We start from the raw sequence: 12769 nt of genomic DNA on the forward strand, positions 1-12769 counted from the left end.
GTCAGTCCTCCTGCGCGGCGGGCGTGGTGGCGGGCAGCGGGGCGCGGATGACGTCGTGCGCGGCGGCGATCTTCTCCTGGAAGAGGTCCCAGCTGTCCTCGGGGGACAGGTGCCGGGGCCGGTAGACGACCGGGGCGTCCTCCCGCCAGTCGGCGAAGTCCCAGTTGAAGATGCGCTCGCGCAGCCGGGGGAAGTCCGGGGTGAGCGGGTACGGGACGAAGTTGTAGAGGTTGAAGAGCCACAGCGCCGATTCGTTCTCCCGCATCCAGGCGACGGTCTGGCCGTGCGCGGCCTCCGTCTCCTCGTCGAGACCGCCCATCATGTTGAGGACGATCTTCAGCCCGGCGTCGCTGAGTTGACGGATCTTCGAAGTGTAGTCGTCCAGGCCGCGGGAGAGCTTGTTGAGGCGCTTGAGCATCTGCGAGTCGGCCGACTCGAAGCCGAGCTCCACGACGACGACGCCGAGTTCGAGCATGGCCTCGACGATCCACTCCTTCACCTGCATCACGTGGGTCTGCACGATGAAGCGGTAGCCGGGGCGGTCGCGGAAGACGTCCAGCAGGTTGCCGACGGCCTCGCGGGACTGGCCGAAGGTCTTGTCGCCGATGTAGAAGAGCCGGGTGTCGGGGAACCGGGCGGTCAGCTCGTCCACCTCCCGGGCGAGCGCGTCCTTGGCGACCAGGGTGAGCTGCTTGCTCCAGGCGTCGCCGCAGAACGAGCACTGGTACAGGCAGCCGTGGCTGGCGTTGAGCCGCAGCAGCGGGACCCTGCCGTGGTAGCCGCCGAGGTGGCGGTAGTCCGGCGCCCAGGTGATCCGGTCGGAGACCAGGCCGGGCAGCAGGGGCTTCTCCAGGCTGCCGCCGGAGCCGGAGGCGAGCTGGACGAGCCTGCTGACGAAGGCGGCGTCGAGCTGTCCGCGGTGCACGGCGTGCACGGCGCCGTCGGGGGCGAGCGGGGCCATGTTCCCGCCGAGGACGACGCGCCGGCCGGCGCGCTCCAGCCGCTCGGCCACCTCCAGCGCGAGGCGGAGGTTCTGGGCGAGCGGGGACATCAGGACCAGGTCGCCGGGGGCGGCCGCGGCCAGCAGCGGTTCGGCGCAGCGCTCGGGCTCGGCCGGGGTCCTGGAGAGGTCGCGGAAGACGGAGTCGAGGCCCGCGGTGTTCAGCAGGGCGGTCAGGTGGGCGACCCACAGCGGCATCTCCCACAGGCCGTCGGTCGGGATGAAGTACTCCGGCAGCAGGGCCCGGAAGCGCCGGTCGTAGTCGTCGTAGTAGCGCGCCAGTTTCGGGTCGGGGTCGTGGCTGGAGGGGAAGGGCAACTGGACGATGCAGCTCTTGGTCATGAGCGGTGCCTTCGGTCGGTGAGGGCGCGGGGTCCTCGCCGTGGAGCACTCAGTGGGGACGGCGGGAGAAGACCGCGCAGCGCAGCTCGCTGGTGTGGCGTTCTCCGTCGATGTCGAGCCAGAGGTGCTCCGGGGCGGGGAGCATTTCGCTGAATTCCAGGGGGGCGGCGGTCCGCCGGGCGAGCCGGACGACCTGCCGGACGATGAGGGGGGACTCCCAGTCGACGTAGACCGGTTTCGGCTCGCCGGGGATCTTCAGGAAGCCGTGGCGCGGCAGGCCGAGCTCGCGGCGCAGTTTCCGGGCGGCGGCGAACTCGGCGGCGTCGCCCTTGGACCGGTGGACGCCGGGGCTCCAGCCGCGCAGGGCCTCGGCGGGGACGCGCCAGCGCTCCCGGTGCAGCACGATCCGGCCGCAGCGGATGCGGGGCAGGTGGTCGCGGTCCCGGTCGCGGACGCCGACGCCGCCGAAGTGCCGGGGGAAGGCGAACGGGGAGAGCGGGTCCTGGCGGATGCTCGGGCCGCCGGCCAGCGGGGCGAGCAGCTTCAGCCGGCCCGGCAGGCCGTGGGCGCGCAGCTCCACCCGGTCGGCGGTGGCCACCAGGTACAGCCGGTCGGGCCGCAGGACGTCGCCGCGGGCCTTCGGGGAGAGCCCGTACACCTCCAGGTCCGGGCAGGGGTAGGTGAGTTGGGCGCCGGTCTTGTCGGGGTGCGAGCGGGAGAGGTCGACCAGCACCTCGTCCTCGTCGAGCAGCCCCCGGTAGCGGGCGTGGACCTCGTCCAGCAGCTCCGGCGCCTCGGCCTGGAGCATCGGGGCGAAGCTGGAGTGGGTGAGCGCCTCGCGCACGGCGTGGCAGTCGCCGACGACGGCGAGGAAGTCGCCGCGCGCGATCGCGGCGGCGTCCGGTGCGGCGAGCATCACGTCCGGGTTGCACAGCGCGGGCGGGGTGTCCGGGTGGCGGGCGAGCAGCTCCTCCAGCCGGGCCCGGTCGACGACGCTCTCGGGCCGGCCGTCCTCGGCGCCGTCCAGCAGCAGGGCGACGACCTCGCGGTCCAGTGCCGCGATCTCCCGGTCCACCTCCTCGCACTCCACGGCCAGCCGCGGCTTGTCGGCGAAGAAGGCGGCGTAGAAGTCCGGCAGCGGTACGGGCGTGCCGAGGCCGAAGCGCCGGGCCGTCCAGCGTCGCAGGACCGCCAGTTCGCGGCGCACGCGCAGCCGGGGGACGAGCAGCGTCAGGTCGTAGACCGCGGACAGCTCGCGGCCGATCAGCGCGGTGACGTCGGGGCCGAGGACGACGTCCCGGACCGGGCTGTACGCCTCCTCGTAGAGGATGGCGCGGTCGGCGTAGTGCCGGCCCTCGGAGCGGTTGGCCGCCGTCCCGGTGACCTCCTCGAAGGCCTCCTTGAGCTCGCCGAGCAGGGCCGCGCGCCCGGCCGCCGGGCCCTCGGCGAAGCGGCGCAGCCCGTCCTCGAAGCGGCGCACCACGGCGAGGTCGGGGGAGCCCTCGGGCAGGTGCCCGGCGAGCGAGCGCAGCACGTCGGTGGAGCCGACCGGGATCTCCCAGCGCCCGATCAGCCAGTCCTGGCCGACGAGTTCGGCGAGCACCCGGTCGAAGTCGCGGTCGGCCGGGCGGTCCGGGCGCTCGGCCCAGGCGGCGCGCAGCCGCGCCACCGTGCGCTCCCCGTCGCAGCGCTCCCAGAGCCAGCGGCGGTCGGCGTCGAAGGTGTCGGACTTCACCGCGACGAAGCGCCAGCCGTCCGGCATGCCGGTGGTGCTCTCGAAGGCGTACAGCCGGACCACGGGGCCCTCGGCGAAGGCGAGCGGGCGCCGGCGGGGGCGCACCGTCTCGAAGGCCTCCGGCCGGGCGCTGAAGACCCCGGCCATCGCCTCGCCCGCCCAGTGGCTGAGCAGGGCGATCCGGCGCAGCGGGCCGGTGGACCAGGTGACGCCGGTGGCGGCGGAGCCCGGCTGCGCCGCCCGGGCGACGGCGAGGGGGCCGAAGTGCGCGTGGGTCTCGTTCTTGGTGGTGACCCGCTGGAGGTACAGGGCGAGCAGGTCGGTCATCCGCCTGACGTGCCCGTCGGAGCCGGCGCCGCCGGCGGCGATCCAGGTGGTGAACTCCTCGAAGCGGGCGTCGTTGGAGAGCAGCAGGACCTGCTGGAGGGAGGGTTCGCGGAACAGGTCCACGACGGTCCGGCGGGCGCGGGCCAGGGCGGCGCCGTGCTCCCGCTCGAAGGCCGTCCAGCGGGCGTCCAGGGCCAGCACCGCGTCCTGGTAGCGCTTGGCCGAGTCCAGGGCGGCGGGGCCGAGTCCGGCTTCGAGCCGGGCGAGGTCGGCGGGTGGGAAGGGGCGGAGCATGCCGACGCCGGAGGCGAGGTCGCCCCGGGTGCCGGCCTGCTCGGCGCGCAGGGCGGCCTTCAACTCCCGCCCCAGCTCGACGGCTTCGTCGCGCAGGGCGAGGACGGTGTCGGCGGACCGGGCGGTCGGGCCGTCGACGACGCGGTCCAGCAGCGAGAGCGGGTAGCCCGCGTGGCGCAGCATCGCGACCGGGGCGAGCGACCACCCGGTGCCGTCCTGTGCCGTGGCCCGCGGGGTGCGGTCGCCGCTCCCCGCGGGCCCGCCGTCGTCCGGGTGCTGCCGTGGCTCGTCCATGATCGCCCCTTTTGTGCTGACTTGATCACGACAGTTCGTGACCATAGCAACCTGTCGAGGGGTCTTTCAATAACAATGCGGTCAACACGCCGTTTTCCGGCCAGGATTGACCGGTCATCAGCCGAAAACCCGAGGTGGTGCTGGAGGGCCCGGACGTTGGGATGGGCGCAATGGCCCTGATTAGGCCTGAACTTGACGGTCGATCAGGCCTGGATGGCCTCGACCGCCGACAGCACCGTCGACGTGGGCAGGATCCGGGACAGCCGCAGGCCGGCCCGGTCGAGCAGCTCCGTGAAGTCCGCCTCGGTGCGCTCGCGACCGGTGAGCGAGGCCATCATCATCAGGTCCAGCGTCTTGGCCTGGTGCGGCGCGTTGTCCCGGGGGACCACCGCGTCCAGGACCAGGATCCGCCCGCCCGGGCGCAGGGCGCGCCGGCAGTTCCCCAGCAGGGTGACGCACTGCTCGTCGTCCCAGTCGTGGGTGATCCGCTTGACCAGCAGGACGTCACCGGCGGGCACGGCGGTGAAGAAGTCGCCCTCCGCCGTGCTCCAGCGGCCCGCGACCTCCTTGTCCCCCTCCAGCCGGTGGCCCGCCAGGACGTGGGCGCGGTCGTGGAGCACGCCCTCCAGACCGGGGTTGCGGCGCAGCACCTCCAGCAGCAGACCGCCGTGGCCGCCGCCGACGTCCACCACCGTGCCGGTGTCCGGGAAGTCGTAGGCGGCCGCGATGACGGCGTTCTCCGCGTCGGACATCGCCGCCATGCCGACGTGGAAGACGGCGGCGGTCTCCTCGTCCTGGGCGAAGTGGTCGAAGAACGGCATGCCGAAGACGGCGTCGAAGGCCGTGGTGCCCTCGGTGAGGCAGTGCGCCATCCGCTCCGCCGGCCGCCAGAAGGTGCGGTCGGTGAGCATCCGCACCGCGCTGCGCGCCGAGTACGGGACGTCGCCGCGCAGCGCCTGCCCGGCCTCGGTCAGCGCGAAGCGGCCGTGCTCGTCCTCGGCCACCACGTTCCGGGTGGCGAGCAGGCGCAGCACCCGGTACAGGTTGCGGGCGTCCGTGCCGGTGGCCGCGGCGAGTTCGGCGGGGGTGGCCGGGCCCTGCGCGAGGGCGTCGGCCACCCCGACGTCGGCGGCGGCGCGCAGGGCCGCGGGGAAGACGAAGCCGAGGGCCTCGTCGACGAGGAAGGCGGCCGAGCGGCGCAGCCCCTCCTCCGCGGCCGCCGACCGGTCGCCGGCGGGCTGGTTCTCGTCGTGCGGCATGTGTCCTCCTCGGTGGGGCTCCGGTGTGCTTGCGCCGGGATGCTGCCCCAGCGTCGCCGGGTCGAAGCACACCGTCACCGGCCGGGGTGGACACGGACGCCGGAGGGGGCGCCCCGAACGGGACGCCCCCTCCGGGCGGGCCGGGACCGCTCGGGGCGGCCCGGTGGAGGTCAGGACTGCGCGGCGAGCAGCGCGGCCAGCCCGTCCAGCCCCCGGTCGAGCGTGGCCGGGTCGACCTGGCTGACGGAGAGCCGCAGCTGGTGCTCCCCGCCCGCTCCCGGGTAGAAGTGCGACATCGGGGTCCAGATCACGCCGTACTCCGAGGCCGAGCGCTCCAGCAGCGCGTCGTCCACCAGGCACGGCACCGAGAGCACCAGGAAGAACCCGCCGCGCGGCTCGTTCCAGGTCACCCCGCTGCCGGGCGGGAAGCGCCTGGCCAGGCCCTCCAGCACCAGCGAGAGGTTGCGCCGGTAGAGCGCGGCCACCTCGGTGTTGGCGGCCCGCAGGCTGTGGCCGTGCTCCAGCAGCGCGCCGCCGATCACGGCCTGGGCGATCGGCGAGGTGTTCACCGTGGTCATGCTCTTGATCATGCCGAGCAGGTCGGCGAACAGCGCGGTGCCGCCCTGCCCGTCCGCCACCAGCTGGTCCGCCACCACGTACCCGACCCGGGCGCCCGGCAGGGCCGTCTTGGCGAAGGAACCGAGGTGGACCACCCGCCGCCCGGTGTCCAGCGCCTTGAGCGACGGCAGCCGCTCGGCACCGGCGAAGACGCAGTACGGGTTGTCCTCCAGCAGCAGGAAGTCCTCCTCGCCGGCCAGCGCCAGCAGCTCCCGGCGCAGCTCCAGCGGCAGGCTGGCCCCGCTCGGGTTGGCCACGTCCGGCACCAGGTACAGCGCCCGCGGGCGCAGCCCCTCGGCCCGGGCGGCGGCCAACTGGCGGCGCAGGTCGGCGAGGTCGACGCCGTCCGGGCCGTCGGCCACCGCCCGCACCGGCAGGTCGGCCAGCAGCGCCGCGCCGGTCAGCCCCACGTAGGTGGGGGAGACGGCCAGCACCACGTCCTCGGGGCCGCGGCGCAGCGCCCGCAGCACCAGGAACATCGCCTCCTGGCAGCCCACCGTCACCACGATCGACTCGGCGGGCACCTCGATGCCCTCGTCGGTCGCGAGGTGGGTGGCGATCAGGTCGTGGATGATGCCCTTGGTCCGCCCGTACTGGAGCACCTGCCGGCGGGCCGCCTCCTCGCTCAGCCCGCGCTCGGTGCGCAGGTGGTCGAGGTAGCGGTCCAGGTGGCGGTGGACGGCGTCCAGCTCGAAGAACTGCTCGGCCGGGCGTCCGGCCGCGAAGGAGACCGCCTCCGGGTAGCGGATGGAGATCTCGTTGAGCAGGTTCATCGAGGTCATCGCCGGGTCGGCGAGGGACGTGTGCAGGCCCGCCAGCAGCAGGTCGTGCGGTGCGGCGATGGTGGTCACGGGGTGCTCCAGGTGGTGCGGGGCAGGGTGGTGGTGCGCAGTTCGGCGGCGGCCCGCAGGTCGGCGCAGCCCGCGAGGCCGAGCGCGTGCCGCAGCTCGGCGGCGAGCAGGTCGAGGACCTCGGTGCAGCCCGCCTCGCCGCCGGCCGCCAGGCCCCAGATCAGCGGGCGCCCGAGCAGCACCCCGGAGGCGCCGAGGGCCAGCGCGGTGAGCACGTCCGAGCCGCCGCGCACCCCGCTGTCCATCAGCACCTGGCAGTCCTCGCCGGCCAGCGCCTCGGCGACGGCAGGCAGGACCGTCACCGCGGGCACGGCCCGGTCCAGCTGGCGGCCGCCGTGGTTGGAGACCACCACGGCCGCGGCGCCGATCCCGGCGGCCCGCCGCGCGTCCGCCGGGTCGAGCACGCCCTTGACCACCAGCGGCAGTTCGGTCCGCCCGCGCAGCCACTCCAGGTCGGCCCAGGTGACGCCGGGGGAGAGCAGTTCGGCGGTGTGCGCGGCCACCGCCGAGACGGCGGCGGTGGACTCGTGCGCCCGCCCGGCGGCGCCGCCCTCCAGCAGCGCCGCGCGGACGTCGGCGGGCAGCGCGAAGGCGTTCCTGGCGTCGCGCAGCCGGCGGCCCATGTACGGCACGTCGGCGGTGACCACCAGGGCCTCGCTGCCGGCCTCCTCGGCGGCCCTGACCAGGTCGAGCAGCCGGTCGCGGTCGCGCAGCCAGTACAGCTGGAACCAGAGCGTGGCACCGGTCTTCGCCAGCTCCTCGAAGCCCACGCTGCTGAGCGTGCCGACGGTGAACGGCACGCCCGCGGCGGCGCAGGCGCGGGCCGAGGCCAGCTCGCCCTCGGGGTGGAACAGCCGGTGGTAGGCGACGGGCGCCACCGCCACCGGCAGGGCCGCCCGGCTGCGCACCAGGGTGGCGCCGGTGTCCCGGGTGCTGACGTCGGTCAGCACCCGGGGAACCAGGCCCACCTGGTCGAAGGCGGCCCGGTTGGCGGCGAGGGTCAGCTCGCGCTCGGCGCCGCCCTCCAGCCACTCCCAGACCTCGGGCGCGAGCACGGCCCGGGCCCGGTCGGCGTACTCCGCGACGGACAGCGCCGGGCGGCGGCCGGCCGGGTCGGCCGGTGGAACGCTTCGGACGGACGCGCTCATCCGGCCACTTCGCTGGCGTTGCGCTGGAGCTCCACGGCCTCGTAGAGGGCGCGGATGTTGTTGCTGCCGAAGTTGCGGGCCCGGATGCGCTCGATCACCTCGAAGAAGTAGGTGTTCCGCGGGTGCTGGGAGCGGGTGAAGATCTGGAACAGCTGGCCGTCGTGGTCCTGGTCGACCAGCAGGTTCAGCTCGCGCAGCTGCTCGAAGGAGTGCCGCAGCGGCGTCAGGCGAGCGGGCAGCGCGTCGTAGTAGGTCTGCGGGGTGCGCAGGAACGGCACGCCGCGCTCGGCCATGGTGGAGACGGAGTGCACCGCGTCCTCGGCGGCGAAGGCGACGTGCTGCACCCCGGCGCCGCCGTGGCCGGCCAGGAAGGAGGCGATCTGGCCGCCCGCGTCGGCGGTGAGCGGCTCGATCAGGGTGAGGGTGACGCTGCGGTCGGCGCTCTGCACGACGGCCGAGTCCATGCCGAGCGCGCCGACCTCGACCCGCTCCTCGAAGATCGTCCGGAAGCCGAAGACCTCGCGGTAGCGGTGCTCGGTCTTGCGCAGCTCGCCGAACGGGACCAGGACGGCGAAGTGGTCGACGGAGCGCAGGCCGACCTCGCCCTCGCCGGTCAGCGGGGCCGGGTCCGGCAGGCCGGGGATGCGGCCGGCGGGAACCCCGGGGCCGCGCTCGACCAGGGTGTGCACCACGTCGCCGAAGGCGTCGACCACCGCGGTGACGCAGCCGTCCGCGGCGTGCGGCTCGCGCAGGGCGGCGGCGCCGCGGGCGGTCAGGGTGCGGAACGCGTCGGTGGCGTCCGGCACCAACAGGCCGAGGGCGCCCACGCCGTCGCCGTGGCGCTCCAGGTACGCGGTGGCCGGGTGGCCGGCCGCCAGCGGCTGGGTGATCAGCAGCCGGATGCCGGACTGGCCGACCAGCGCGGAGAGGCAGCGCTCGGCGCTCTCGCCGTGCTCGGTCGGCGCGATGAGCAGCTCGAAGCCGTACTCGGTGGTCAGCTTGGCGGTCTCGGCGGCCAGGTCGGCCACGTAGAACTCGACGTGGTCCAGCTCGACGGGGATCGGGGTGACGACGGGAGAGGAACGGTCGGTCATCGGAAGAACTCTCTCGTGAGGAGGAACGGGAGGGTGCTGCGGGGCGATCGGACGTGCGGTGGTGCGGACGTGCGGTGGTGCGGACGTTCGTGTGGAGCGGAGTCCAGGGCGGAGCGGAGCTCGGGGCGGCGTCGGGGCGGAGCGGGTCCGCCGGTGCCGGTCAGGTGGACTGGAGGTCCTTGGCGTCCTCCGGCTCGGCCGGGCCCTCGCCCTCGCCCTCGCCCTGCTCCTCGGCCCCCGGCGGCTCCGTCGGGGCCTCCGGCTTGCCGATCAGGTGGGCGGCCGCGAGCAGCGCGCCGACCACCATCACGCCCAGCACCACCCGGAAGTCCAGGGCGGCCACCAGGCCGGAGCCGACGCCGACGGCCAGCGCCTGCGGTGCGGTGAGCGAGAGGTTGACGGCCGCCTGGGCGCGCCCCATCAGCTGCGGCGGGGTGGACGCCTGGGCGGCGGTGGCGAGCCCGACCAGGGCGGCCGGGATGCCCGCGCCCGCGATCACCAGGCCGGCCGACACCACGTACAGCGACGGGGCGAGCAGCAGGACGGTCCCGAGGCCGAAGACCGCCGACCCCGCCATGACCGTCCGGCGCGGTCCGAGCCGGCCGATCAGCAGGCCGCCGACCACCGAGCCGCCCAGCGCGCCGATCGCCTCGGTGGTCTCCAGCACGCCGAGGAACTGCGGCGAGCGGTGCAGCCCGTGCTGGGTCAGCGCGAACAGCACCGGCTGGAGCAGGCTCAGCACGAAGCCGGAGGCGGCGGTGGCCACCACCAGCGGCCGCAGCCCGACCGAGGTGCGCAGGTGGACGAAGCCCGCCAGCACCTCGGTGCGCCACCGCAGGCCCGAGGGCTCCGGCTTGACCTCCCGCACCCGCAGGGTGAGGAAGCTCAGCGCCGCCAGCAGCAGCACGCCGAGGTCGGCCACGGCCACCACGTGCCCGCCGAACCAGCCGTAGAGCCCGGAGCCGAGCAGCGGTGCCACCAGCGTGGTGCCGGCCCGGGCGCTCTGGGTCAGTCCGGCCGCCGCGCCGAAGTCCTGACGCTCCGTCAGGATGCTGCGCAGCAGCGCGCTCTGGGCCGGGGCCAGGACGGCCCCGGCCAGACCGCAGACCGTGGCGGTGCAGTAGATGATCCAGACCGTGTCCCGGCCGTCGACCAGCAGCAGCGGCAGCAGCGACACCGCCACCGCCAGGTTGACCCCGACCAGCAGCGGCCTGCGCCGGACCCGGTCGGCGAGCAGGCCGCCGAGCGGCAGCAGCAGCAGCGGCGCGGAGAAGCAGAACAGCACCAGGCCGGCGGCCGAGTTGCTGCCGGTCAGCACCTTGGCCCAGATGCCGAGGGCGATGGAGAGGGCGCTGTCACCGAGGACGGACAGGGTCTGCCCGACCAGGTAGCGCCGGAACTCCGGGCGGGCCAACAGCGGGTGCATGGCGGTTCCTTCGCTGCGCCGACGGCGCTTCGGGGTGTGCGGGGGTGTGCGGTGGAACGGGCGGTGCGGTGGAGCGGGGTCGCGCGGTGGTGTGCGGCCGCGCGGAGTTGCGGGGCGGCGCGGTGCTGCGGGGCCGCCCGGGGTGCGCCCTGACGCACGCGGGGTGCTCAGGGCGCCGGGCGGTCGGGTGTGACGGTCAGGTCGCGGCGGTCAGGTCGCGACGGGGTGGGCCGGGGCGAGCGGTGCGACGGCGGCGAAGCCCTCGATCACCGCGTCGTTGGCGTCCTTCTCGCCGATGGCGACCCGGATGCCCTGGCCGGGGTAGTAGCGGACGGCCACGCCCAGGCGCTCCAGCTCCGCGCGCAGCGGGAGCTGGTCGCCGGGGGCGTCGACCCACAGGAAGTTGGTGACGCTGGGCGCCAACGTCCAGCCGAGCCGCAGCAGTTCGGCCTCGGTGCGGTCCCGCTCCGCGGTGATCTCGGCGATCCGCCGCACCATCTCGTCCTCGGCGGCGACGGACGCGACCAGTGCGGCCTCCTGGAGCCGGTTCACCGCGTACGGCACCTGGTGGTCCCGCACCCGCTGGGCCACGGACTCCTCCGCCAGCGCGTAGCCGATCCGCAGCGCGGCGATGCCGTGCGACTTGGACAGCGTGCGCAGCACCACCAGGTTGGGCCACTCGGCGATCCGGGCCGGCACGTCCGGGGCCTGCCAGTCCCGGGCGAAGTCGACGTAGGCCTCGTCGAGCAGGATCAGCGCGGTGGACGGCACCCGGCGGAAGAACTCCGTCAGCTCGGCCCAGGAGTAGACCGTGCCGGTCGGGTTGTGCGGGTTGCACAGCACGACGATCCGGGTGCGCTCGTCCATCCGCTCGGCCATCGCCGCCAGGTCGTGCCGGGCGTCGGGGCCGAGCGGGACCGGCCGGGCCTCGGCCCGGGCGATCTCGCAGAACAGCGGGTACGCGTCGAAGCAGGGCTCCGAGTGCACCACGTTGTCGCCGGGCTCGACCACCGAGTGGAAGAGGTCCAGCGCGACCCCCGCCGAGCCGTGGCCGACCACGACCTGGCCGGCCGGGACGCCCTGCCAGTCGGCGACGATCCCGGCGATCCGCTCCGGCCGGAAGGCCGGGTAGCGGTGCAGGTCGGCACTGGCCTCGGCCAGCGCGGCCAGCACCGACGGCAGCGGCGGGTACGGGTGCTCGTTCTGTGCCAGCAGGTATCTGGCGGTCGACGGGGCGGCCATCAGTCGGCCTGGAGGACGTAGAGCCAGGAGTGCGGGGTGGCCAGCGCCTCGACGCGCTCGATCCGCAGGCCGGCGTCGGTGAAGAGGGTCTCGTAGGTGGCCTTGGTGTGCAGCGGGACGCCCATCATCGCGTGCGCCAGCTCGAAGCCGACCGAGAAGACCGGCTGGGCGCCGTCGGAGGTGCCCGGGTCGCGCAGCATGGTGTCGCCGAGGACGAAGGTGCGGGCCTTCGGGAAGGCCTCCCGCATCCGGGTGAAGATCGAGGAGCGGGTGGCCGGGTCGGCCAGCAGGTCGTGCAGCAGGAAGAAGCTCATCACGGTGTCGACCTCGGCCACCTCGGCGGCCTCGGCGTCGTTGTCGATCTGGGTGCCGAGCAGGCCCAGGACGTCCGCGCGGACGGCGGTGACCCGGTCCTGCATGCCGGCCTCGGCGATGTCGCGCTTGGCGATGTCGGTGGCCGGACGGCTGATGTCGATGCCCAGGCCCCGGGTGCCCTCGCGCTGCGAGACCACGCGGCGCACCCGGGCGGAGGTGCCGGAGCCCAGGTCGGCGATGTGGCGGAAGTCGATGCCGTTCAGCACGTCGGTCAGCTGCGCGGCGAACATCGACTGGTCGCACTGGGCGGAGCCGAGGGCGACCATCGCCTCGTCGCGGAAGACGTCCTCGTTGTAGCGGTGGGTGCCGGCGCTCAGGTGGCCGGCGCGGCCGAACACGTCGTGGTAGCCGCCGACGGCCCAGGTGAAGTAACCGCGCGCGGCGGCGATCTCCAGGCCCGCCTCGGTGGGCAGGTAGGCGTCGCCGTCGGCCTTGAGGTAGCCGTAGTCGGCGGCGGCGCGCAGCACGGCCTCGGTGCGGAGGGCGTCGCCGGCCTGCGGAGTGGCCTCGGCGGACGAGAGGGCCTCGCCGCGCCCGATCTGCTCCAGCAGGCCGATCCGGTCCAGGGCGAAGATCACGTTGGCGGCGATGAAGCCGTTGTAGGCGTCGGTCGAGGTGATCGGTGACGGGGTGATGCCGCGCCAGGCGTCGGGGATGGCCGCAGTGGTCATGGTGGTGTCCGTTTCTCCGTGGGCGGGCCGGGTGCGGCCCGCGTGGTGTGCGCAGGTCGGTCGCCTGCGGTCGGTAGGGATCGGAAGTCGGTG

General features: G+C 74.4%; 9 protein-coding genes. All 9 read right to left on the bottom strand.

The window, feature by feature from the left end; genetic code table 11:
- Nucleotide 1: 1 nt before the first annotated feature.
- Nucleotides 2–1342: a B12-binding domain-containing radical SAM protein gene (locus ACFWP2_RS25505; RefSeq protein WP_380455311.1), complete on the bottom strand. Its 1341-nt coding sequence runs from the start codon at nt 1340–1342 to the stop codon at nt 2–4.
- A 49-nt stretch (nt 1343–1391) separates the two neighbouring features.
- Nucleotides 1392–3992 (bottom strand): lantibiotic dehydratase, encoded by a 2601-nt coding sequence (locus ACFWP2_RS25510; protein WP_380455314.1) that lies wholly within the window; start codon nt 3990–3992, stop codon nt 1392–1394.
- Nucleotides 3993–4195: 203 nt separating this feature from the next.
- Entirely contained in the window at nt 4196–5251 is a 1056-nt protein-coding gene (locus ACFWP2_RS25515; RefSeq protein ID WP_380455316.1) for a methyltransferase, read from the bottom strand.
- 170 nt (nt 5252–5421) lie between these two features.
- A complete protein-coding gene (locus ACFWP2_RS25520; protein ID WP_380455451.1) occupies nt 5422–6651 on the bottom strand; it encodes an aminotransferase class I/II-fold pyridoxal phosphate-dependent enzyme in 1230 nt (409 codons plus the stop codon).
- Between the two features lie 65 nt (nt 6652–6716).
- Nucleotides 6717–7868, bottom strand: a complete 1152-nt coding sequence (locus tag ACFWP2_RS25525) for an alpha-hydroxy acid oxidase (RefSeq protein ID WP_380455318.1) — start codon at nt 7866–7868, stop codon at nt 6717–6719.
- Nucleotides 7865–8962, bottom strand: coding sequence for a 4-hydroxyphenylpyruvate dioxygenase (hppD, locus tag ACFWP2_RS25530; RefSeq protein ID WP_380455320.1), 1098 nt, complete (start codon nt 8960–8962; stop codon nt 7865–7867). Before hppD ends, ACFWP2_RS25525 begins: the two co-directional genes overlap by 4 nt.
- Before the next feature lie 160 nt (nt 8963–9122).
- A complete protein-coding gene (locus ACFWP2_RS25535) occupies nt 9123–10388 on the bottom strand; it encodes an MFS transporter (protein WP_380455322.1) in 1266 nt (421 codons plus the stop codon).
- Between the two features lie 210 nt (nt 10389–10598).
- Entirely contained in the window at nt 10599–11630 is a 1032-nt protein-coding gene (locus ACFWP2_RS25540) for a pyridoxal phosphate-dependent aminotransferase (RefSeq protein ID WP_380455325.1), read from the bottom strand.
- A complete protein-coding gene (locus ACFWP2_RS25545) occupies nt 11630–12676 on the bottom strand; it encodes an SAM-dependent methyltransferase (RefSeq protein WP_380455327.1) in 1047 nt (348 codons plus the stop codon). Before ACFWP2_RS25545 ends, ACFWP2_RS25540 begins: the two co-directional genes overlap by 1 nt.
- Nucleotides 12677–12769: the final 93 nt, after the last annotated feature.

The sequence above is a fragment of the Kitasatospora sp. NPDC058444 genome (assembly GCF_042721415.1).
Taxonomy (GTDB): domain Bacteria; phylum Actinomycetota; class Actinomycetes; order Streptomycetales; family Streptomycetaceae; genus Kitasatospora.